Here is a 21,399-nt window from a genome sequence, read left to right as displayed (position 1 = left end):
CATGAACAAAAAGCCTGTCATTGCCTCAGATCGCCGGCCGTCACGCCGCGCCGTTCTCACCGCAGGCGTGAGCCTCGGCGGAGGCGTGCTGCTCGGCAACTGGCCGCTTTGCGCCACGCAAGCCGCCACGTCACAGCCCGGGCCGCGCGTTGCCGCGCTCGGTTGGGCCTGTGCACAGACGCTGCTCGCGCTAGGGGTCGTGCCGCTCGTGGTTCCGGAGATCGAGCGCTACGGCAGGCTCGTCGTCGAGCCCGCCGTCCCGTCAAGCGTTCAGGAAATCGGCCTGCGTTCGGAGCCGAATCTCGAGCTGCTGCAGAGTTTCGCGCCTGACATTATCATCATCGATCCCAGTATCACTGCGGCAATACCCCGGCTCAAGCTGATCGCCCCGGTCGAGATTTTCACGATTTTCAGGCCCGGTCGCCATCCTCTGGAAACCGCGCGCAGTTCGACGATGGAGCTCGCACAGCGGGTCGGCGTGCAGGCCGCGTGCGAAGCCTATCTCGCGCGCTTCGATGCAGCGATGGCCGGTTACCGTGAGCAGCTTCGCAACCGCGGCGGCAAGCCGCTTTATCTTGTCAGCGAGATCGCGCGCAATCGTGCGCTGGTGTTCGGTCCGAACAGCCTCTATCAGGAGGTGCTGAACCAGTTCGGATTGAAGAACGCATGGACCGGGCAGAGCGGTCCGTGGGGACATACCAGCGTCGGCCTTGAAGTGCTCGCGGCGGTGCCGGATGCGCGGCTGATCCTGATGAGTTCGCGGGTCGCGGATATCGAAGCTCTGCTCACGTCGAGCCCGGTGTTGCGAACCCTGCCGTTCCTACGGTCGGGGCGGTTGACGGTGCTGGGAAATCAATTCTTCTATGGCGGCGTGCCGGCAGCTGAGCGCTTCGCCCGCCTTCTCGCCGAACGTCTGCCGCAGGAAAAAAATGAGCAAGGTTGAGGCGCTGCCCGCCCGCTCCGGGATCGCGATGCACCCGGCGGTGCTGATCGGGCTGCTGTTTGCAGTAGCGGCTGCGCTGACGTGGCGGCATCTGTCGGGGTTTCTGCCGGCCAACGCATGGTTGCCGGTGCTGTGGCGCCCCGAGATCAACGATCCGCAGCAGATGCTGGTGCATTACACGGTGTTTCCGCGCATAGCGGTGGCGCTGCTGGCCGGCGCAGCGCTGGGCCTCGCAGGAACGGTCTGTCAGCAGGTGCTGCGCAATCCGCTTGCTGAACCGAGCACCCTTGGTGTCCTGAACGGAGCCTATCTCGCGCTGTCCGTGACAACCTTATGGGCGCCGTCGCTGCTCACCTTCGGCCGTGAGTGGATTGCGTTGCTGGGCGGATTCGCTGCGTTCCTGTGCGTGTTCGGTCTCACTTGGCGCCGTGCGCTATCGCCGGTCGTGCTGGTGCTTGCCGGGCTGATCGTTGCTTATTATTGCGCGGTGACGACCCAGGCCCTGATATTGCTGAACCACGAATACCTCATCGGCCTGTTCATCTGGGGCGCGGGTTTCCTCAATCAGCAGGACTGGAACAACGTCGCGTTCCTTGCGCCGCGTTTCATCATTTCCTTCCTCCTGATCGCGGCGATGGTCCGCCCGCTGACCTTGCTCGGCTTCGACGACGAGACCGCGCGCAATCTCGGCCTTGGATTGACCGGCGCGCGGGTCTGCGCGCTTGGCATCGCGATCGCGCTCAGCGCTTCGGTTGTCAGCGTGGTCGGCGTGATGGGCTTCGTGGGCCTTTCCGCGCCGGCCATCGTCATGCTGTCAGGAGCGCGCCGTTTTCGTGACCGGCTGATTTGGGCGCCACTTTGCGGCGCGCTGCTGCTGTGGCTGACGGATGAGCTTGTGCTGCTGATCCCGCCCGGCTATCGCGAAATGCCGGCTGGCGCCGCCACCGCCCTGATCGGTGCGCCGATGTTGCTGCTGTTGCTGCCGCGGCTTCGGGCCACCGCGCCGGTGGGAAACCTCACGCCATCCGTTCCACCACGTCTCGACCATCCCTGGCGGGTGATCCTGTTCGGTCTGGCCTTGCTGCTGCTCGTGGTCTGGATCGCGCTTGCGGTCGGGGTCGGTTCAGAGGGCTGGAGCTGGAGCGGTCTGGCCGGCATCCAGGAGTTTCTGCCGTGGCGCTGGCCGCGCGTGGTGTCGGCCTTGGCTGCGGGGGCCACGCTGGCGGTGGCCGGCACGCTGCTGCAACGCATGACCGGAAACCCAATGGCGGCTCCAGAGGTGATGGGAATCAGCTATGGCGCCGCGATGGGTGTCTTAGTCCTGCTGTACGCGTTGCCCTCTCACACCCGCGCGGCGCAGATCGCAGCCGGGGCGATCGGCGCCTTCAGCGTGCTCGGCCTGGTTCTGCTGTTCAGCCGGCGATCCGAATTCAGCCCGGAGCGTGTGCTGCTGGCGGGCGTCGCCATGAGCGCGGCGTTCGGCGCGATCATGGCCATGGTGCTTGCAACCGGTGACCCCCGCATCGGCATGCTTCTGTCGTTGCTGGCGGGATCGCTTTATCAGATCGGTCCGACCGAGGCTGCGATACTGGCCATCGCCGCGATTATCCTGCTGGCACTGGTCCCGATGTTGTCGCGCTGGCTCGATATCCTGCCGCTCGGTCAGGCGGCCTCGCGTTCGGTGGGCGTATCCCTGGCGCGGAGCCGAATCATCATCATGCTGCTGACCGCGTTGTTGACGGCAACCGCGACCCTGATGGTCGGGCTGCTAAGTCTGGTCGGCTTCATCGCGCCGCACATGGCGCGGATGATGGGGGCGCAACGCGCGATTCATCAGGTAGCGCTGGCCGCGCTGATTGGCGGCACCCTGATGGTGTTCGCGGACTGGGCAGGGCGGATGGTGATATTCCCGTTCCAGATGCCGGCCGGCATCTTCGCGATGATGCTCGCCGGTCCATATCTGGTGTGGCTATTGCGCCCGCGGCGCGCGTGACCCCCGCTGCAATGCAGGGCGGATGATCCGCCTGTTCACCGCGCAAAGCTGATGAGGTGGCTTTGATCCGGAGACGGCATCACCCCCATGGGGATGCCGTAGATGGTTTCGAGTTCGGCCGGCGTCATGATCTTGTCAGGCGTTCCGCGCGTTATCAGTCTGCCCGAATGCAGCGCGATGATCTCGTCGCAGAAGCGGGCCGCCATGTTGACGTCGTGGAGAACGACGACAATTCCGAGGTTGCGCTCACGGGCGAGCTGCTGCACCAGCGACAGAACCTCGATCTGATGGGCGATGTCGAGCGCTGAAATCGGCTCGTCGAGCAGCAGGCATTCGGCGTCCTGCGCGACCAGCATGGCGATCCAGACCCGCTGGCGCTCGCCGCCTGACAGTGTGTCGACGAGCCGGTCCGCAAACGGCTCGATGTGGGTGAGCGCCATGGCTTCCGCGACCTTGTTGCGGTCGGTATCGCCAAATCGGCCGAGCGCGCCATGCCAGGGATAACGGCCGAGCGCGACCAGCTCCTTGACCAGCATGCCGGCGGCGGGCGGGGTCTGCTGCGGCAGGTAAGCCACCTTTCGCGCGTATTCCCGATCGCTCCATTCCCGCAATGGACGCCCTTCAAAGCGGATCGTACCGGAGGAGTTTGGCTGCTGCCGCGCCAGCATCTTCAGCAAGGTCGATTTGCCGGAGCCATTGTGTCCGATCAGGCCGACGACGCTGCGAGCGGGAAGGGTCAGGGTCAGCGGTTCGAGCAACGCGCGGCCTGCCACCGCGAAGCCGACCTGGTCCAGTTCGAACAAGGGCATGGCCGCGTCGCGCGACGCCGGGACGGTTTCGGTTGGCAGAACTGCGTGCATGGGGAACGCCTGGTAGAATTATGTGGTGCAAAGAGAACGCAGCCCGGCCGGTCCACGTGTGCGACGTTGGGACGTCATGGCTGGCGCAGGCTCCAATACGCGACCGCAAGGTGCTGATCGCGGGAAAGTTTTCGCTCATCGCGCAAATGGTTTCGCAGTGCCTTCAGCGCCTGCGCTTCGCAGGCGACCCATGCAAAGACCTCGCGGTGATCGGGCCATCGCAGGGCCTTGACGGCATCGACCAGCAATTGCGTTGTCCCCGCTGGATGGTCGCCACGATGCAGCCAGCGAACCGACATGCCGGCTGGCGCGATCAGCGGAACCTCCTCGAGTTGGTCGGCGACTTCGATGAAGACTTCGCCCATTGCCGTCGCCGGCAGTGTTTCAAGGATGCGCGCGATGGCGGGCAGGGCGGTTTCGTCGCCTGCCAGCATAAACCAGCGCGCCGGACGAATACCTCGCCCGAGTGGGCCGGCCATGCCGCAAATGGCGCCGGCTCGCGCGTTGAGCCCGAATGCGGAGCCAGGCCCGGCATGGTCATGAACCACGAAATCGATGTCGATCTCGCGGGTCTGCAGATCGATGCGACGGATCGTGTAGTAGCGGGTGAGAGGCCTGCGGTCCGCTTCGGGCCACATGATACGTCCGTCCGCGGCAGGCCACGGCCATTCAGGCTTGGCGAGGCCCTCTGGTGGAAAGTACAGCCGGACGTGCAGGTCATCGTCATCCAGGAAACGCGTGATGTCGTCCCCGGTGAAAGTCAGCCGGCGCATGCGGGGCGTGAGATCGATCGCCGCTTTCAGCCGTACCTCGCGGAAATTGGCCAACGTCCCGCCATCCGATTCATGGCCGGACCAGACGATCGTCGGTGCCTCGTCGCCTGCGAACTCGATGACGTGGGATGCTACGACCGAACGCAGCATTTCGAGGTGACCCTTGTCGTTGGCCTCGACACGAATCCTGAGTGTCTCGGCCTCGACGGCGAGTGAGCTGGTTCCAAACGGCAGTTTCGCCACCATCAGGCCGCCCTGATCCTCGAAGGCGATGTCATGCTCGGCCAGATGATCAATCATTCGGGCAGCAAGACCGGCGGCATCGGCAAGCTGGATGCGGGTTTCGGAGACGAGCGAATCCAAAGTCATTCTCCAGTCGGGCCTGCTCCAGTCGGGCCTGTCCGATGCTGGCCTGCGAGCGCTTCGATTTCCGGGTATCGCGGTCCGATACGGCGGCCGGATCCATGTCCTACGCGCTCTTCGGCTGCGATGCAAAGGGGGTACTACCCGACATTTTATTAAACGCGTTGCCGATCACAAATTAGAATCGATCGAAAAAGACCGGAAAATAACCGCTGGAATAGCCATGCTGCCATCATGTATTCGCATCACTCCAGCAAGGCTGTTCGTGTCACGACGGGCCGTGTAGGTTCGCTTCAGCCATAATCCAGCGCGGCATTCATGATGATCCCACCAAGCGGCCTGACCGCGCAGATATTGCATCTCCTGCGGCCGTATTGGCCGATTGTGCTCGGTGGCGTCGTCCTCGGTATTGTCGGCGGCGCCAGCGTTGCGGGGCTGCTAGCGGTCGTCAATCGTGGCCTCTATGCGTCGCAGAGCGATGTCGTGACGCTGCTTTTTGCCTTTGCGGGCCTGTGTTCGCTGATCCTGATTGGTTCGATCGGTTCCGATATAAGCGCCAATTATGTCGGACAGCGGATCATTGCCGAGCTTCGGAAGTCGCTTGCGGCCAAGATTCTGGCCGCCCCGATCGACCAACTCGAGATTTATCGTACCCATCGCCTGATCCCGGTTCTCACCCAGGACGTCGACACGATCAGCGATTTCGCGTTCTTCTTTTCGTCCTTCTTCGTGTCCGTCGTCATCACTTTCGGCTGCATGGTTTACCTGGCGGTATTGTCGTGGCCGCTGTTTCTGATCACGGGATTGGTCATCATCCTGGGTTCGCTGGCGCATGCCTTTGCGCGAACGCGAGGGGTTCGGGGCTTCAATGCCGCCCGCGACTCGGAAGATGAGTTGCAGAAGCACTACCGGGCGATCGCGGAGGGCGCGAAGGAATTGCGCCTGAACCGCATCCGCCGGCAGCGCGTGTATGTCGACAAGCTCCAGCGTACCGTCGATCTGATCAGCACGGTGCAGATCAAGTCGATCAATCTCTTCGTCACCGCACGTGCCTTCGGCACGATGCTGTTCTTCGTGGTGATCGGCGTGGCGCTGACGCTGCGCCCATTCCTGTGGCCGGACAGTCCCGCCTCGGTCTCCAGCGGTTTTGTGCTGGTGCTGCTCTATATGCGGGGTCCTATTGACCAGGTTATAGGTATTCTGCCCGCGCTCGGCCGCGCACAGGTGGCGATGCGCCGCATCGCCGAGCTCTCGGAACAGTTCTCCACGCCTGAACAGGATTTGCTGGCTGCGCCTTCGACCGCGCCGGAAGCATCGGCCAAGATCAAATCGATCGAACTCCGCGGGGTGTCGTACGCCTTCCGCACCGTGCCCGGCAGCAATCCCTTCGTGCTTGGCCCGATTGACCTGCACATCCGCCAGGGGGACATCGTTTTCATTGTCGGCGAAAATGGCAGCGGAAAAACCACGCTTATCAAACTGCTGCTGGGCCTTTACGCCCCGCAAAGCGGCGCGGTGCTTCGCGATGGCCTGTCGGTCGTAACGGAAACCCGCGATGACTACCGGCAGCTCTTCACGACAATCTTTTCCGACTACTACCTGTTTGAAGATCTTTTGCAGGGAGCGGGAATGGTGCCCGATATCGCCGAGCGGTACCTTGAGCGATTGGAGGTCGCGCACAAGGTTTCGGTTGAAAATGGCGTATTCACGACAACGGATCTGTCCACCGGCCAGCGCAAGCGGCTGGCTCTGATGAATGCCTGGCTCGAGGAGCGGCCCGTTCTGGTGTTCGATGAGTGGGCGGCGGATCAGGATCCGGCGTTCCGGCACATCTTCTACACCGAATTGCTGCCCGACCTGAAGCGCCTGGGCAAGACGATCATCGTGATCTCACATGACGACCGTTATTTTGGCGCGGCGGACCACCTTGTGCGGCTCCGGCATGGCAAGATTGTCGCTGGCGAGGCGAGGCCCCATTACGTCATGGAGCCGTCATCTGTTCCAACCGATGCGCCTCTTTAGACCTGTTTTATTCTCCCGAAAAATTTGAATCTAAGTTCCGGCACCACCGGCGCCGGCCTTGAGTAGGGCATGCAACGTCCCGGCCCGGTCATTCATTGGTTTTGTAAGGAATCTAAACTGGGTGCGTTGGCATTCCTTGTCATCCTGCACGGGAGTGATTTACATCGCGTGCGTGAGCGAAGATCGCGTCTTGTTTGAAGCAATCACGTAATACGAGTGCCGGATGAACAAAACGTCGAGCTCCGCGAAAGATATTCATGCGTTTCCGGTCGGGCCGCGCGCCGCCGCGACGGTCCTTCAAGACGGTGCGGAGCTGCGGGTCGTTGCTGGTGGCGCTACGATGATGCGTCTGCGTCTCGATGAGCAGCTGGATCATCTGAAGATGCTTGATGCTCCCGACGATCCGCGGCTTGCGGTGCGGGCGGTTTCAGCGGCTGCAGAGGCAATGTTCGGATGGCGCCCGGGTCTCAACCGGATTCTTCTGGATTCGGTCCGGGAACCGATTGCGCGCGAATTGCTCGACGATGGCCTCGCTGTCGTGGCCGGAAGCAACCTCGTGCTGCTTCCGGATTTGGTCATGCAGCGTCGTGACAACTGGCTGGTCGATGCCGAGCGGTCGCCAATGCCGCAACTGCACGTCATGACGGACGGCAAACGGCATCCGCGACGCCCGCAAAAGCCGGCGGGGATGGTGTATGCCCGCTTCATCCCCTGGCTCTCCGAGATCATCTCGTTCCGTGTCGCGGATCTGAATGATGATCTTCATTTGCTGCACCGCTGGATGAACGATCCTCGCGTCGACGCCTTCTGGGACGAAGCCGGCGAACTGGAAAAGCATCGCAAGTATCTGTCCACTATTCTGGCCGATCCGCACATGCTGCCGCTGATCGGCTGCTTCGGCGACGCGCCATTCGGCTATTTCGAGGTCTATTGGGCCAAGGAAAACCGTATCGCGCCGTTTTACGATGCCGATGATTACGATCGCGGCTGGCACGTTGTCGTCGGAGAGGACGCCTATCGGGGACGCCGCTACATCAGCGCATGGCTGCCCTCGCTGATGCACTACATGTTCCTGGATGATTGCCGAACCCAGCGGATCGTCGGCGAGCCGGCGGCGGCGCATTCGCAGCAACTCCGCAACCTTGAACTCTCGGGATTCGCGAGGATCAAGAACTTCGATTTTCCACACAAGCGGGCCACCCTGGTCATGCTGCTGCGCGAGCGCTTCTTTGGTGACCGGCTGTGGCTACCGGCGACGGCCGGTCCGGCACCCACAGCCTAACGCGCGAACGGAGCGCAGCTTTATGTCTCATCAGCTTGCCATCGAGCACGACGTCATTGGCGTCGGATTCGGTCCGTCCAATCTCGCGCTTGCGATCGCGCTGGACGAGTGCGCCAGAAGGTCACGCTTGAAATGCACTCCTCTCTTCGTCGAGAGGCAGCGCCAATTTACCTGGCATGGCGGCATGCTTTTGCCGGGTAGCGATATGCAGATCTCGTTTCTCAAGGATCTGGTTTCGTTGCGTGATCCGACCAGTCCGTTCACCTTTGTGAACTATCTGCACAAGCACGGCCGCTTGCAGGATTTCATCAACTGTCGGACGTTCTATCCGAGCAGGATGGAATTCAACGATTATCTGCGGTGGGTGGCAGCGCAGTTCAAGTCACTAGCGGCTTACGGCGAAGCCGTCGTTGCCATCGAACCCGTAACAGCGGGGCAGTCGGTGAATTCGTTGCGGGTCTATTCACGCAACTTCGCCGGCGGTGAAACGGTGCGGCTTGCGAAGAACCTTGTCGTGGCGGCGGGAGGTAAGCCCAATATCCCGCAGGTCTTCGCGAAAATCGCCGACGATTCCAGATTGTTCCACTCAAGCCGCTACCTCGATACGGTCGAGTCCGCCGGCCTCGGCGGCAAGGCGGCATGCGTGGCCGTTGTCGGGGGAGGGCAGAGCGCGGTCGAGGTGACGGTCGATCTTCGAAACCGTTTTCCGCACCGAACATTGACCTGATCTTTCGCGGCCATGCATTAAAACCGTCCGACAGCAGTCCGTTCGTCAACGAAATCTTCAATCCGGATTACACGGATTTTATCTACGCCCAGCCGGACGAGCGCCGGAATGCGATCGTTCACAATTTTCGAAATACCAACTATGCCGTGGTCGATTCCGATCTGCTCGATCAGTTGTATCGCTTGCTCTACCAGCAGCGCGTCAGCGGCACGACGGGCATCGAATTGCATCCGCGCAGCGAGATCACCAAAGTGCTCGCGGCTGTTGAAGGCATTGAAATCCGAACGGTCGATAAATTCGACGGTCGGGACCGCCGCTCCTGCTACGATGCCGTTATCCTTGCGACCGGCTATGACAGGGAAACGCCACACGCGTTTCTGGAGCCGATACGGCGCTATATCCAGGACGACGTTGTCGACCGCAATTACAGGCTCGCCACGAGCCCTGCGTTTCGGCCGCAAATCCATCTCCAGGGGTATTCCGAGGCCTCTCACGGCCTGAGCGACACGTTGCTCTCCGTTCTGGCCAGCCGTTCGCAGGAAATCGCCGAGTCGCTGCTTTTGACGATCTCGCGCCGCGAACTGATAGCTTAGCGTTCAGGCGGCGGGAGCTATCAGCCGCCATTGCGAGACAGGCCCGAGCGCTGCTGGTAGCGAAAGAACGGCGGGTGATGGGCCAGCGTCGATGATCACCGAATGCGGTGGAATGATGAATCCAAGCGCGGCTGCCTTAAGTATGGCTTCCTTGAGGGTCCAGTAGCGAAGAAACAGCCGCGAGCGGAATGCGGCAGGAGTGCTCCACAGGACCTCACGCTCTTCGCGAGCCAGGACGATCTCACTCACGGAATCCAGATCGGGGATTTCTCGCAAGGGCTCGACATCGACACCGACCGGCGAACGCGCAGCAGCGACAGCGACCACACCTCTTGCGTGACTCAGGCTGAAGTCGATGTTCGGCGAGTCTGAGACGAGCATCGGCTTGCCGTGCTCGGACGGTCGAAACCGCAAGGTGTCGGCGGCGTGCCCCACAATGCTCCCCAGCAAAAGGCGGACGCCGGCATGTGCGGCGAGGTAGCTATTTCGATCCTCAATGTGCACGAAGCGCACCAGGCGGCTGGCTTCCTCGCCGTCGAGCACCGCGGCAGCTTGCTCGAAGCTGAGCGTGCCCAGTCCTTCGGTGCCTTGGTCATGAGAGGGATGCACTGCCGCTAGCCAGAAGGCGATGTCCTCCGGTCTTAACCGCTCGGTCAGGCCTGAGATGCCTGGACTGGTCAGCCATCGCACACCCAGCTCTTCTTGCGGAATTCTGCAATTGGTTGCGATAGACCACGCGACGGTATCTCGTGCATTGGCCGTCGTTAGCGATACTGCGAGTTTGTCCTTTCCAGCGTCGTCGGATAGCGCCATGTCCATCGGCCATTTGGAGAAATTTTGAAGAGTAATGTAAGCTGTCGAGAAATCAAAATTATCCCTTCTCCGGCGCCCCCATGATGGATGGAGCGACAAGGTGCTGACGCCAACCGCCGGACAGATTGCCTGGGCCAACGAGGTCATTGAAGCGATGGCGGCGGCCGAACGCGAAGGGCGCGGGGCGCTCAAGGACCAAGAGCGGTGAGATGACCGCTCTCATGCACATCAAGTTGGCCAGGAAACTGCTCGATCGGGCAGCCAGCATCGGGGGAAAGCCGTGAGCGCACTTGAGGGGATCCGGGTCCTCGACCTCGGCACGTTCATCGCGGGGCCGCATTGCGCCACCATTCTCGGTGAATTCGGTGCCGAGGTTATCAAGATCGAGCCACCAAAGACCGGCGACTCGCTTCGGCGTCTTGGAACCAATACCGAATGCGGCGATACGCTGGTTTGGCTCTCCGAAGCCCGCAACAAGAAATGCGTCACGCTGAATCTCGGGACCGAGCGCGGGCGGGAACTGCTGAAGCGCCTCGCCGCGAAATGCGACATCATCGTCGAGAATTTTCGGCCCGGCACCTTGGAAAAATGGGGACTCGGCTATGAGGAACTCAAGAAGATCAATCCCGGTGCGATCCTGGTGCGCATCTCGGCCTACGGGCAGGATGGACCGATGCGGACGCAGCCGGGCTTTGCCCGCATCGCGCACGCGTTTTCCGGCCTGACCTATCTTGCCGGCGAGCCCGGCGGTATTCCCGTTGTTCCAGGATCGACCTCGCTGGCCGATTACATGTCGGGCATGTACGGCGCCATCGGCGCACTGGTTGCGCTGCGGGCCCGCGAGGCTACCGGCGAGGGGCAATGCGTCGATCTCGCCCTGTACGAATCGGTGTTTCGCGTGCTCGACGAGATCGCGCCTGCCTATCAGAAGTTCGGCTATGTGCGCGAGCGGATGGGCGCGGACGCGGTCAATGTCTGCCCGCACAGCCACTACCAGACCGAGGACGGCAAATGGATCGCGATCGCCTGCACCAGTGATCAGATGTTCGCGCGGCTCGCGGAAGCGATGGGGCAACCGGAACTGGCCTCGGCGGAACGATATGGTCCACAGACGCTGCGGCTGGCGGCCCGCGACGAGGTCAACCGCATCGTCGCCGAATGGGTCGCCTCGCGCGACCTCGACAGCGTCCTTGCGCTTTGTTCGAAGGGAGGCGTGCCGGCCAGTCTGATCTTCAGCATCGCGGATATTTTCGAAGACCCGCAATACCGCGCCCGGGGTAACATCCAAATGACGGACTCGCGCGCCGGCGAGATCGCGGTTCCCGGCGTCGTACCACGGCTGTCGGAAACGCCCGGTGAGATCCGCTGGCTTGGCGCGGGTCTGGGTGCCCAAAACGAGGATATCTACAAAGGTCTGCTCGAACTAAGCAGCGAAGAGATCGAAGATTTACGGGTCTCCGGCGTGATTTAAGTGATCACCACGGTTTGGTATCTTCTGAGTGTGCGCTTGACCGTCACATCATAGAGCCGGGCTGCAGCCTTGCTCCGCCGGCAGTTCCTCGGCATTGGGGTCGCCCGGTGCCGTCGCCCAGGCCAGTTCGACGAGCGTCACAATCCGCCGACCTGCACCGTCGAGCTGGCAAACGATGAGGCCCTGCTCCTCGATGTAGGTCAGCAGACGCCGTGCACGGCGCAACGAATGCGAGCCATAGGCGCGGGCAATCGCTGCATCACCCGGGCAGGGCCAACCTTCCTTCGCGGCGCGGGCGATCATCATGAAGACGCCCTGCATATCCTCCGGCAGAAGGGAGGCGCGGACCGAGACATCCTCCCAGCCGTCATCGTCAGCCATATCGGAGCCGAGCCCGGCGCGGGCGCGCGTCAGCATGCGACGGAAGTCACCCAGGTCCGGCACAGCCGAACCGAGGCCCTCTATTCGGCAGCGGACAACGAACTCCTGATAGAGGACGCCGATGGCACGGAACCCGGCGTCGGGTTCGGCCATGACGGCGCGCAGAATGCGGTCCACGCGCTCATGCCGCTCCGCCAGTGCCTCGGCGCTAAGCGGCTGCTCCACCGATTCGGGACGGATCTCCAGCGCCGCTGACTTCGCCGCCATGAGCTGGCCGAGGAGGTCGGGTGGCGACCGGCGCTGGGGCCGATTATGCTCGGGCGGCGGTGCTGCCAGGATGATGGCGCGTGCGTCCGGTGTCGCTTCCGGCAGAGGCATCAGGCGCGGGGTCGCGTTGCGCGGCGTTGTATCCGTCGGACCAATGCGCAGCCCCAGCGGACGGCGGGACAGGGCCGGCCCCAGCGCCATGAATTGGCCGCGCTCCAGATCCCGGAAGGCCTCTGCCTGTCGCCGCTCCATGCCCAGCAGGTCAGCAGCGCGCGCCATGTCGATATCCAGAAAGGTTCGCCCCATGAGGAAATTGGACGCCTCGGCCGCGACGTTCTTGGCGAGTTTTGCCAGTCGCTGGGTGGCGATGATTCCCGCAAGCCCGCGTTTGCGGCCACGGCACATCAGGTTCGTCATGGCGCCGAGCGAGAGTTTGCGCGCCTCGTCCGAAACCTCGCCGGCGACGGCCGGCGCGAACAGCTGCGCCTCATCCACCACCACCAGCATCGGATACCAGTGGTCGCGGGCGGCCTCGAAAAGCCCGCCGAGGAAGGCGGCGGCGCGCCGCATCTGGTTCTCGGCGTCGAGCCCCTCGAGATTGAGCACCGTGGAGACGCGATGTATGCGCGCTCGCTCGCCGGCGACCTGCAGGCCCCGCTCGGTATGGTCCTGGGCATCGATCAGGAGGTGGCCGAAACGGTCGGCAAGCGCAACAAAGTCGCCTTCGGGGTCGATGATGGTCTGCTGCACCCAGGGGGCGCTCTGTTCCAGCAACCGGCGCAGCAGATGGGATTTGCCCGAGCCGGAATTGCCCTGCACCAGCAGGCGCGTCGCCAGCAGTTCCTCAAGGTCCAGGTTAGCCGGGGCGCCTGCCGTTGTGTGGCCCATCTCGATCGCAACGGTCATGTCTCGACTCAAAGTCTCCCTGCGGAGGCGGGCTTAACAACCCGACCGCAGCCCGTCGAGCGCCCATTGGCCGGTTGCTCACGTTCTCCACGGCTGGTCGAACGCTGGCATGGTCGTGCACTATTGGAAAAGACCGTCATCGTGGCCCACGCGATTCGATGTCGCTCTGGACAACGCGAAACCCAATAAACTGTAGCGTTCGACCTGGGCCTTGGGATCCCACAATTTCGAGCGCATCAGCGCCTTGCCGCAATGGAAATAGCATTCATCGACATGGACCTTGAGCCCGATGATCGGCACGACGTTTTGCACCGCCAGCGGCGTCAGCAGGGCCGGATCCTGGGTGATCTCCGCCTTGCCGTTGATGCGCAGCGTTTCCTTGATGCCCGGCACCAGGAAAATCAGGCCGATACCTGGCGAGGCCAGGATGTTGCCGAACGTGTCGACCCGGTTGTTGCCGCGGCGGTCCGGGATCAGCAGCGATTTGTCGTCGAGCACCGCGACGAAGCCCGGCGCGTCACCGCGCGGGCTCGCGTCGGCGTTGCCCTTGCCATCGCTCGATGCGAGGACCAGGAACGGGGAGAGCGCGATGAATTCGCGACAGAACTTGTCGAGATGGTACAGGACCTTCTTCTCGGCGAGCGGGCTTAGCTGCCCGAAATGCGCACGCAGATCTTCTGGCGTCCGGACCAAGGGCTTGCCGCCCGCGCCGTTGCTCTCCATGGCAGACCTCCTCCTGTCTTGTTGCGTTTTTACGTCACCTCGACACCGCACCAACCCGCGATGAACAGCGCCAGCGTCTTGGTGACCTTCTTCACGGATTCGAGTTCTACCCGCTCGTCGAAACCGTGCGCGTTTTCCATCCTGGCGCCGAAGCAGAATGCGGGGACATCGTAATCGAGCCCGTAGAAGCGTGTGTCGGTGAGGCCGGTGAAACAGGCGTCCTCGAGCGGGCCACCGAACACGGCCTCATACGCCGCTGATAGCACCGCCTCGCTGTCCTGCGCGCCGGTCACCTCATAACCCGGCGACAGGAAGCCCGACCAGACGACCTCAGGCGCGTTATCGGCAAGGAACGGATGGGTCCTGGCGGCCTTCGCGACGCAGGCGACGATCTCGGCCTGGCAATCGGCGATCGTCCAGCCGGGCAGGATGCCGATACGGCAATCGACGTCGCACCAGGCCGGAACGCTCGAGGCCCAGTCGCCGCTCTTGATGATGCCGGGATTGAAATTGAGCGGATGCTTGACCTTGCCGAAAAAGCGATGGCTCCTGGCGCGCTCGTTCCACTCGGCCTCCAGTCCTTCGAGGGCCTGGATCAGGTGATAAGCGGCGAGCCCATCGAATGGCGGAAGTGGGATGGGGATTGATCGCGACCTGCGCGATCTTTTCATTGGCGAGGCTTGAAGGTGCTCTGCTGCTTCTTGCGCCGGCTGTCCTTGTGGCCCGCGGCCAACGGGGCGTAATGAGGCTCGCGACGGTCTAAGGTGACTACAAATTATGCAGATCAAACTAGAAAGTCAGCAGATGACGCCGTGACGCTCAATCGAATATGGCAGAGGCGCTGTCATGATCGGAGTGTGCCGCCACGATACGCTGCATCATCTCGACGAATGCGACTTGCTCCCGTTCACTCAAATTGTCGAGTGTGGCGCGGTGTGCGGCCCGGGCCGAGGCCTCGATTTTTGCCAGGAGCGTCGTTCCCGCCGGGGTCAATTTGCAGAGCCGGGCGCGGCGGTCTTCGTCATTAATGGCTCGCTCGACAAAATTGCGGGCCGCCAGTCGCTTCAGCGCTCCGGTCGTCGTCGTCCGATCCAGCGCGATATCGGCCGCCAATGTGGTCTGATCGGCGGTTTTCCGCACCGCAAGCGCCGAAAGCAGGCTGTATTGCAGCGGTGTGATCTCGAACTCGCCGCACGCTTCCTGGAACAGGGCGACATGGATCTGATGCAGCCGCCGGATCAGAAATCCCGGTCGCTGTGACAACGGCCACGGTCGGTGTCTGGTCTCGACGCGACGCCTTTTTGCTTTTTGCAACGCACTCTCCCAGCCCCCGGCACCCGGCGCGGGTTATCCGATTCGAGCGCCGGCGCCATGATTAATCATGGCATGCGCTTTGCTTTTGTAAAATACGAAGTATGCTTCGTATCTCGACAGGAGAGCGGGGATGAACTCCGCCGGCCGAAACACAGGAGATCGCTATGTCTATCAGCGCCAGCTTCGACCAGCTTCTGCGCGGCGGCCGGGTGATCTGCCCGGCCTCAGGCATCGATGGCATCCGGGACGTCGCCATTCGCAGTGGCAAGATCGCGGCCGTGCAGCCCGATATCCTGCCGACCAGCGCCAGAGAGGTGATCGACGTGACCGGCAAGCTGGTATTGCCGGGTCTCATCGACACGCACGCACATGTCTATCAATACGTCACCGGCCGCTTCGGCATGAATGCCGATATGGTGGGCGTGCAGTCCGGCGTGACGACGTTGGTCGATCAGGGTGGTCCGTCATGCATGACGTTGCCGGGCTTCCGGCACTTCGTCGCCGAGCCGGCGAAGTCGCGCGTTTATGCGTTCCTGTCGGCCTATCTGGTGGGCGGGCTCGAGGGTCATTACTATCCCAAGCTCTACAGCCCCGATGGCGTCGACATCGACGCCACGGTGAAGTCGGCCACGTCCAATCTCGACATCGTTCGCGGCATCAAGGCTCATGCCGAGATCGGTGGTTTCGCGCGCTGGGGCATTCGCGTCATCGAGATGGCGTCCGAGATCGGGCGCCGCGCCGATCTGCCGGTCTATGTGCATTTCGGTCAGCTTTGGGGCCTGCCCGAGAGCGGCACCAACGGCGAAGACGTCGACACCATTCTGGAGCGCGTAATCCCCTTGCTGCGCGAGGGCGACGTGCTGGCGCATCCGTTTACGCGCCATCCCGGCGGTTTCGTCAACCGTGAGGGTGAAGTGCATCCCGTGATCGAGGCGGCGCTGGATCGCGGCTTGAAGGTCGATGTCGGTCACGGCAGCCACTTCTCCTATCGTCTCGCCAAGAAGGCGATTGCCGCCGGCATTATTCCGACGACGCTCGGAGCGGACATTCACGGCTACAATACCCACGTGCCTCAGCCTGCCGGCACGCCGGACCAGCACGAGGATGACGAGAATCATCCGTTTGCGGGTCAGGCCAAGTTCAGCCTGGTCCAGGCGATGAGCTCGATGATGGCGCTCGGCCTCACGCTCGAACAGATTGTGCCGATGGTCACCTCGAGCCCGGCCAAGATGCTCGGCCGTGCTGACGAAATCGGAGCCCTCAAGGTCGGCAGGGATGCGGACGTCTCGGTCATTGGACAGCGTACCGGACGATTTGTCCTTTCTGACAACGAGAAGAACGAAGTCATCGCCGAACGCCTGCTGCAGCCCGCGTTCTGTCTACGTGCCGGTACGCGATATGACGCGATCGCGCCAATTCTGCCTCAGGCGGTTGCGGCGTAACGAGGCAGCGTCAGCCGATCGAGGAGAACGCCACAGTGCGCAATGAGCGCGATTTTCCCTCCGCGGACGGTGCGGGCGCCGGACAAGGCGTCGGCGCGCGGCTGCCGCGCAAGGAAGACGACCGCCTGATGCGTGGCCGCGGGCGGTTTGTGGCTGACATTCGTCTCGCCGGGCTCCAGGATGTTGCGTTTGTGCGCAGTCCTTTGGCGCATGCGCGGATCCGAGGAGTACGGGTGCCGGAGCAGCATCGCGCCAGCGTCTTCACCGCGGCCGATCTGGTCGGCGTCAATCCGATCCGTGCCGTGTCAGCGCTGCCGGGCTTCAAGATCTCGGAGCAACCGGTACTCGCCGCCGGCAAGGTGCGTCAGGTCGGCGAACTGGTTGCGATGTGCGTCGCTCCGACGCGTGCCGAAGCCGAAGACATTGCGGCGGCGGTGATGCTTGATCTCGAGCAGCTTCCCGCCGTCTATGACATGCGCAAGGCGCGGGAACCGGGTTCGGCCCTGGTACATGAGCATTGGGGCGACAACGTCTTCCTCGAAACCAACTTCGAAGTGGACATCTCGTCCGCACTAGATGCGCCGATTAAGGTGTCGCGGGAGATATCGACCGCGCGGCAGTGCATGTCGCCACTCGAGGGGCGCGGCGTCGTCGCGACCTTCGATCATCGCCTCGATCAACTCACGCTCTATTCCGCCGCCCAGATGCCGCATATCACGCGCAGCGGTCTGGCCGAATGTCTCGGCATGGAGCAGGGCCAAATTCGCGTCATTTCGCCAGATGTCGGCGGTGGCTTCGGGCACAAGGGAATCCTGCTGCCGGAAGAAGTCTGCCTTTCGTGGCTGACGATGCGTTGTGGCCATCCGGTGCGCTGGACGGAGGATCGCCGCGAACATCTCACTGCCAGCTCCAACTGCCGCGAACACCATTACAAGATCACCGTCTATGCCGATCGCGACGGGCGGCTGCGCGGCATCGATTGCGAAGCGACCGTCGATTCCGGCGCTTACTCCTCCTATCCGTTCTCGGCGTGCCTTGAGGCGGCGCAAGTCGCCAGCATCCTGCCTGGCCCTTATTTGATGCCGGCCTATCGCTGCCGAACCTTTTCGGTCGCCACCAACAAATGTCCGATCCTGCCTTATCGCGGCGTGGCCCGCACCGGCGTTTGTTTCGCGCTGGAGCTGATGCTCGATCTGGTCGCGGCGGAGGCGGGGCTGGAGCCCGGCGAAGTGCGCCTGCGCAATCTGGTGCGGCCCGAGCAGATGCCGTTCGACAACATCACCAAAAAGCACTTCGACAGCGGCGATTATCCCGAAGCGATGCGCCGCGCCCTGGCGTCTATCGACGTCGAGGGCGTGCGCGCACGTCAGCGCAAGGGCGAAGCCGACGGCCGCCTGATCGGCGTCGGCGTTTCCATCTATTGCGAACAGGCCGCGCACGGGACGTCGGTCTATGCCGGCTGGGGCATTCCGATGGTGCCCGGTCACGAGCAGGCGTCCGCGCGGCTAACGCCGGACGGTGGCCTCGAACTGCGGGTCGGCGTGCATTCGCATGGGCAGGGCATGGAGACGACGCTCGCCCAGGTCGCGCACGAGATGCTGGGCGTCGATGTCGCGAGGGTGCGCATCATCCTTGGCGACACCGCGATGACGCCGTACTCCACTGGCACCTGGGGCTCGCGTTCGATGGTGATGGCAGGCGGCGCGGTCGCAACCGCGTGCCGCGAATTGGGAGAGCGCGCCAAACGCATCGGCGCCAAGCTGCTGCAGCATGATCCAGCGGCGGTGGTGCTGCAGAACGGCGAGGTTCAGGGCGTCAACGGTAGCGTTACCTTGAAGGAAATCGCGCACACCTGGTATCGCCGTCCGCAGGATCTGCCGCCCGATGTCGATGCGGGCGGGCTTGAGGTCACATCCGGCTACAAGCCGCAGCGCGATTCCGGAACTTTCAGCTATGCCGCGCATGCCGCGGTGGTCGCGGTCGATCCCGATCTCGGCGAGATCGAAATCCTCGATTACGTCATGGTCGAGGACGGCGGCGTTCTCGTCAATCCGATGGTGGTGGACGGCCAGATCTATGGCGGCTTGGCCCAGGGCATCGGCACCGCGCTGTACGAGGAGATGCCGTTCGATGCGGCGGGGCAGCCGCTGGCGACGACGTTAGCGGATTATCTGTTGCCCGGTCCGACCGAAGTGCCTGCGGCGCGTCTCGATCATATGGAGACGCCGTCGCCCTATACGCAGTTCGGTGTGAAGGGAATCGGCGAGGGTGGTGCGATCGCTCCGCCCGCTGCGATCGTCAACGCCCTTAACGATGCACTGCGGCCGCTTGGTGCCGAACTGATGCAATCACCCGTTACGCCTTACCGAGTCGTCGAGGCGATTCTGGCGGCGCGCGACGCAGAAAGGCCGGCGGCATGAAACCGGCTTCCTTCGGCTATGAACGCCCGCGCGATCTGCAGGCGGCACTCGCCCTGTTGGGCGGGGCCGAAGTTTCCACCAAGATCATCGCCGGTGGCCAATCGCTGGGTCCGATGCTCAATCTGCGGCTCGTGGAGCCGCAGATGATCGTCGACATCTCCGGGCTTGACGAGCTCAAGCAGGTCGAGCGCCGCGGCGACGAACTCGTGCTCGGGGCCTGTGTCACCCACGCTGACATCGAGGATGGACGCGTTCCCGATGTTACGCGTGGCGCCATGCAGGGCGTTGCCGGTAACATCGCCTACCGCGCGGTTCGAAATCGCGGCACGGTTGGCGGATCCCTCAGCCATGCCGATCCTGCGGCAGACTGGGTTTCCGCGCTCTCGGCGCTGGGCGCGAAACTGACGCTGCGAAGCCTTGCTGGCGCCCGTACGGTCACGATGGAGGAGTTCATCGTCGGCGCGCTGGAATCGGCGCTGCGGGTTGGTGAGATCGTGGAGACGATCCATGTTCCGTCGAGGCCGGCATCGGCGCATTGGGGATACGTCAAGAGTTGCCGCAAGACGGGCGAGTTCGCGCATGCGATCGGCGCGGTCCTGATCGATCCGAGCGTCGCAACCGCCCGCGTCGTCATCGGCGCGATCGATGCTGCGCCGATCGTCATCACGAATGCGACGGAATTGTTCGGCGGGCGCATTGCCGGCGACTACAAGGAGCGCTTCGAGGGGCGTGTGGCTGATCTCCTGCTGGTGAAGGCAGGCGTCGCCAACGCGGCACATCGCCATATTCACGTGAATGTCCTGAAGCGCGCGGTCCGCGAGGCCGCCGCATGAACATGATCGCACTTTCCGTGAACCGGCGCGCAGTGCAGGCTCTCGCAGAGCCTCGTACCAACCTTGCGGATTTCGTCCGCGAAAAGCTCGACCTGACCGGGACGCATCTCGGTTGCGAACACGGCGTCTGCGGCGCGTGCACGGTGCTGCTCGACGGCATGCCGGCGCGCTCGTGCATCACCTATGCCGCTGCCTGCGAAGGGGCAGAGGTCACCACGATCGAAGGCCTCGATGAGGACGATGTTACGTCAGAGCTTCGCTCGGCCTTCACCCGCGAGCATGCGCTGCAATGCGGCTATTGCACGCCGGGAATGCTGGTCTCCGCGCGCGATCTCGTGCTGCGGTTGCCGCAAGCCGACGAGCGCCTGATCCGTGTGGGCTTGAGCGGCAATCTGTGCCGCTGCACCGGCTATGTCGGCATCGTGCGGGCGGTCCAATCCGTGATCGAGGCGCGACGTGTACGCAACATTCCACCCGAACCGGGAGGAGGACGGAAGATCCTCGGGCCCGTCGGCTCGGGCCGAAGCCTGGATCGCGGTACCGATCTCGCTGAACGCATGCGGTCGGTCGAAACCGAACAAACCTCGCCCGGGGGATCCAGTTCGGTCGATTCGATTCCGGACTTCATCCCCGCCACTGTCCTCGAGCAGCAGTTCAGCGTCGCGCATCCGCCCGAACGGGTGTTTGCGATGTTCGGCGACATCGCGGCTGTCGCAGCTTGCCTTGCCGGCGCGTCGTTGACGGCGCCACCGAAGCCGGAGCGTGTCGAAGGTGAAATCCGGGTCAGGATCGGCCCGATCGCCGCGACGTTCTCGGGCGCAGCGCGTGTCGAACGCAGCCCGGGCGATATGTCCGGCCGCATCGTCGGCATCGGCAACGACCGGCGCAGCCGGTCTTCGACTCAAGGCGAAATTCGTTATCGGCTGGTGCCTTCCGAACAGGGGACGCGAGTCGATCTTTCCATCGGATACACGCTGACGGGAATGCTGGCGCAGGTCGGAAGGCCAGGGCTGGTGCGTGATCTCGCGGCGCGACTGATCGCGGAATTTGCCGGCAATCTCGACCGCCGGCTGTCGGGCACCTTGCCGGCAGATGCCGTTGCGGCCGACCTGAACGGAATGACGCTGGGTTTCAGTCTTTTGCGCGAGCGGGTTGCGCGCTGGTTTGGTCGTTTCTCGTCCAACAAGGACGGAGCGGCATGAAGGATCGACGTTGCGCACAGTGCGGAGCGGCGAGTTTTGGACTGCGGATGGATTAACAGCGGCAGATTGGA

The 21,399-nt window shown here is 63.0% G+C and carries 16 protein-coding genes and 2 pseudogenes; 10 read left to right on the top strand and 8 right to left on the bottom strand.

Annotated features, from left to right (window positions below; genetic code table 11):
* Window positions 1-85 precede the first annotated feature (85 nt).
* Together JQ597_RS30545 and fhuB are read left to right on the top strand one after the other, a co-directional pair.
* Complete coding sequence (locus tag JQ597_RS30545; RefSeq protein WP_212269182.1) at window positions 86-943, top strand: ABC transporter substrate-binding protein; 858 nt, start codon at window positions 86-88, stop codon at window positions 941-943.
* Window positions 930-2,936 (top strand): Fe(3+)-hydroxamate ABC transporter permease FhuB, encoded by a 2,007-nt coding sequence (fhuB, locus tag JQ597_RS30540; RefSeq protein ID WP_249148330.1) that lies wholly within the window; start codon window positions 930-932, stop codon window positions 2,934-2,936. Before JQ597_RS30545 ends, fhuB begins: the two co-directional genes overlap by 14 nt.
* Before the next feature lie 35 nt (window positions 2,937-2,971).
* Here fhuB and JQ597_RS30535 read toward each other — a convergent pair whose 3' ends face one another.
* Window positions 2,972-3,796: an ATP-binding cassette domain-containing protein gene (locus tag JQ597_RS30535; protein ID WP_212269181.1), complete on the bottom strand. Its 825-nt coding sequence runs from the start codon at window positions 3,794-3,796 to the stop codon at window positions 2,972-2,974.
* Between the two features lie 74 nt (window positions 3,797-3,870).
* Window positions 3,871-4,932, bottom strand: a complete 1,062-nt coding sequence (locus JQ597_RS30530) for a siderophore-interacting protein (RefSeq protein ID WP_212269180.1) — start codon at window positions 4,930-4,932, stop codon at window positions 3,871-3,873.
* Window positions 4,933-5,286: 354 nt separating this feature from the next.
* Here JQ597_RS30530 and JQ597_RS30525 point away from each other — a divergent pair, with 354 nt between their 5' ends.
* A complete protein-coding gene (locus tag JQ597_RS30525) occupies window positions 5,287-6,954 on the top strand; it encodes a cyclic peptide export ABC transporter (RefSeq protein ID WP_349628912.1) in 1,668 nt (555 codons plus the stop codon).
* A 139-nt stretch (window positions 6,955-7,093) separates the two neighbouring features.
* On the opposite strand, the gene JQ597_RS37860 is transcribed toward JQ597_RS30525, so the two are convergent.
* The gene (locus JQ597_RS37860) at window positions 7,094-7,330 is read right to left on the bottom strand and encodes a hypothetical protein (RefSeq protein ID WP_249148340.1); all 237 of its coding nucleotides are present in this window, start codon (window positions 7,328-7,330) and stop codon (window positions 7,094-7,096) included.
* A gap of 6 nt (window positions 7,331-7,336) precedes the next feature.
* Between JQ597_RS37860 and JQ597_RS30520 the strand changes: the two genes are divergently transcribed.
* Together JQ597_RS30520 and JQ597_RS38530 are read left to right on the top strand one after the other, a co-directional pair.
* Complete coding sequence (locus JQ597_RS30520) at window positions 7,337-8,236, top strand: GNAT family N-acetyltransferase (RefSeq protein ID WP_349628911.1); 900 nt, start codon at window positions 7,337-7,339, stop codon at window positions 8,234-8,236.
* A 22-nt stretch (window positions 8,237-8,258) separates the two neighbouring features.
* A pseudogene (locus JQ597_RS38530) lies at window positions 8,259-9,556 on the top strand (lysine N(6)-hydroxylase/L-ornithine N(5)-oxygenase family protein).
* A 3-nt stretch (window positions 9,557-9,559) separates the two neighbouring features.
* On the opposite strand, the gene JQ597_RS30510 reads toward JQ597_RS38530, so the two are convergent.
* Window positions 9,560-10,369 (bottom strand): 4'-phosphopantetheinyl transferase family protein, encoded by an 810-nt coding sequence (locus JQ597_RS30510; RefSeq protein WP_212269177.1) that lies wholly within the window; start codon window positions 10,367-10,369, stop codon window positions 9,560-9,562.
* Between the two features lie 280 nt (window positions 10,370-10,649).
* Here JQ597_RS30510 and JQ597_RS30505 point away from each other — a divergent pair, with 280 nt between their 5' ends.
* Window positions 10,650-11,840, top strand: coding sequence for a CaiB/BaiF CoA transferase family protein (locus JQ597_RS30505; RefSeq protein ID WP_212269176.1), 1,191 nt, complete (start codon window positions 10,650-10,652; stop codon window positions 11,838-11,840).
* 48 nt (window positions 11,841-11,888) lie between these two features.
* On the opposite strand, the gene JQ597_RS30500 is transcribed toward JQ597_RS30505, so the two are convergent.
* From JQ597_RS30500 to JQ597_RS30485, 4 genes and pseudogenes are all read right to left on the bottom strand, one after another.
* Window positions 11,889-13,394, bottom strand: a complete 1,506-nt coding sequence (locus JQ597_RS30500; protein WP_212269175.1) for a helicase HerA domain-containing protein — start codon at window positions 13,392-13,394, stop codon at window positions 11,889-11,891.
* 120 nt (window positions 13,395-13,514) lie between these two features.
* Window positions 13,515-14,117, bottom strand: a complete 603-nt coding sequence (locus JQ597_RS30495) for a pyridoxamine 5'-phosphate oxidase family protein (protein WP_212269174.1) — start codon at window positions 14,115-14,117, stop codon at window positions 13,515-13,517.
* 29 nt (window positions 14,118-14,146) lie between these two features.
* Window positions 14,147-14,731, bottom strand: a pseudogene (locus JQ597_RS30490) (M20/M25/M40 family metallo-hydrolase); the annotation flags it as partial.
* Between the two features lie 205 nt (window positions 14,732-14,936).
* On the bottom strand, window positions 14,937-15,257 hold the full coding sequence (locus tag JQ597_RS30485) for a MarR family winged helix-turn-helix transcriptional regulator (RefSeq protein WP_312012324.1): 321 nt from the start codon (window positions 15,255-15,257) through the stop codon (window positions 14,937-14,939).
* 338 nt (window positions 15,258-15,595) lie between these two features.
* On the opposite strand from JQ597_RS30485, the gene JQ597_RS30480 reads away from it, so the two are divergent.
* From JQ597_RS30480 to JQ597_RS30465, 4 genes are read left to right on the top strand one after another with little or no spacing between them, the layout of a single operon-like run.
* A complete protein-coding gene (locus tag JQ597_RS30480) occupies window positions 15,596-16,873 on the top strand; it encodes an amidohydrolase/deacetylase family metallohydrolase (protein WP_212269171.1) in 1,278 nt (425 codons plus the stop codon).
* A 17-nt stretch (window positions 16,874-16,890) separates the two neighbouring features.
* Window positions 16,891-19,293 carry a xanthine dehydrogenase family protein molybdopterin-binding subunit gene (locus JQ597_RS30475; protein WP_212269194.1) on the top strand — a complete coding sequence of 801 codons (2,403 nt, stop codon included), beginning with the start codon at window positions 16,891-16,893 and terminating at the stop codon, window positions 19,291-19,293.
* The gene (locus JQ597_RS30470; RefSeq protein ID WP_212269170.1) at window positions 19,290-20,126 is read left to right on the top strand and encodes an FAD binding domain-containing protein; all 837 of its coding nucleotides are present in this window, start codon (window positions 19,290-19,292) and stop codon (window positions 20,124-20,126) included. Before JQ597_RS30475 ends, JQ597_RS30470 begins: the two co-directional genes overlap by 4 nt.
* A complete protein-coding gene (locus JQ597_RS30465; RefSeq protein WP_212269169.1) occupies window positions 20,123-21,328 on the top strand; it encodes a xanthine dehydrogenase family Fe-S subunit in 1,206 nt (401 codons plus the stop codon). Before JQ597_RS30470 ends, JQ597_RS30465 begins: the two co-directional genes overlap by 4 nt.
* Window positions 21,329-21,399 lie beyond the last annotated feature (71 nt).

Source organism: Bradyrhizobium sp. AUGA SZCCT0177 (genome assembly GCF_018130125.1).
In the GTDB taxonomy this organism is placed as follows: Bacteria; Pseudomonadota; Alphaproteobacteria; order Rhizobiales; family Xanthobacteraceae; genus Bradyrhizobium.
Note: the sequence above shows the minus strand (reverse complement) of the source record. Positions and strands in the feature narration are given on the sequence as shown.

Bases quoted from the DNA above. Each gene is read 5' to 3' on its own strand.
- fhuB (WP_249148330.1), top strand. From the start codon at position 930: ATGAGCAAGGTTGAGGCGCTGCCCGCCCGCTCCGGGATCGCGATGCAC.
- JQ597_RS30535 (WP_212269181.1), bottom strand. From the start codon at position 3,796: ATGCACGCAGTTCTGCCAACCGAAACCGTCCCGGCGTCGCGCGACGCG.
- JQ597_RS37860 (WP_249148340.1), bottom strand. From the start codon at position 7,330: ATGATCCAGCTGCTCATCGAGACGCAGACGCATCATCGTAGCGCCACC.
- JQ597_RS30520 (WP_349628911.1), top strand. From the start codon at position 7,337: ATGCTTGATGCTCCCGACGATCCGCGGCTTGCGGTGCGGGCGGTTTCA.
- JQ597_RS30510 (WP_212269177.1), bottom strand. From the start codon at position 10,369: ATGGCGCTATCCGACGACGCTGGAAAGGACAAACTCGCAGTATCGCTA.
- JQ597_RS30500 (WP_212269175.1), bottom strand. From the start codon at position 13,394: ATGACCGTTGCGATCGAGATGGGCCACACAACGGCAGGCGCCCCGGCT.
- JQ597_RS30495 (WP_212269174.1), bottom strand. From the start codon at position 14,117: ATGGAGAGCAACGGCGCGGGCGGCAAGCCCTTGGTCCGGACGCCAGAA.
- JQ597_RS30480 (WP_212269171.1), top strand. From the start codon at position 15,596: ATGTCTATCAGCGCCAGCTTCGACCAGCTTCTGCGCGGCGGCCGGGTG.
- JQ597_RS30470 (WP_212269170.1), top strand. From the start codon at position 19,290: ATGAAACCGGCTTCCTTCGGCTATGAACGCCCGCGCGATCTGCAGGCG.
- JQ597_RS30465 (WP_212269169.1), top strand. From the start codon at position 20,123: ATGAACATGATCGCACTTTCCGTGAACCGGCGCGCAGTGCAGGCTCTC.